This window comes from Pseudomonas sp. EL_65y_Pfl1_R83 (genome assembly GCF_963970695.1).
GTDB classification, from domain to species: Bacteria; Pseudomonadota; Gammaproteobacteria; order Pseudomonadales; family Pseudomonadaceae; genus Aquipseudomonas; species Aquipseudomonas tritici.
The window spans coordinates 1-528 of record NZ_CAXAQI010000237.1 but is presented as its reverse complement, the minus strand read 5'-3'; the positions used below and the strand labels follow the sequence as shown (position 1 = coordinate 528).

Annotated in this window: 1 protein-coding gene; it reads left to right on the top strand. The window is 63.3% G+C overall.

Going from position 1 to position 528, the window contains the following annotated elements; all coding sequences use genetic code 11:
• Positions 1-528, top strand: a 528-nt coding sequence (locus AACY08_RS28610) for a SapC family protein (RefSeq protein WP_339472460.1), incomplete at both ends; no start/stop codon positions are given.

The following is a 528-nucleotide window of genomic DNA, read 5'->3' as shown; positions in this document are numbered from 1 at the left end:
CGGTGAACGAATGCGTCCTCTTTCCCGGCGAAATCGATGAGGCGCAGCGCGATTATCCCATTCTGTTCCGCCGCGACGACGCGGGAACGTTTTACGCAGTCGCGCTGCTCGGGCTCGACCGCGACGAAAATCTGTTTCTCGATATCACCGGTTGGCAGGCGCGGCACATCCCGGTGATCCACCAGCGCGGGCCGTTCCTGATTGGCCTGGTCGATCGCACGGTCGACGGCCAGGCGCGGCGCGAGCCGATGCTGCATGTCGATCTCGACCATCCGCGCATCGCCGCTGCACCGCAAAGCCCCAATGCACAGGCCGTGTTCCTGCCTCATGGCGGTTCGTCGCCCTATCTCGACCATATCGTGCGCGTGTTGCAGGTCATCCATGATGGGCATCAGCAGCGCGACGCGATGTTCGCCGCCTTCGAACAGGCCGATCTGATCGAACCCGTCACGCTGGAAATCGCACTCGACGCGCATACCCGGTACGATGTGCCGGGTTGCTTCACGATCGGCACCGATCGTCTGGCTC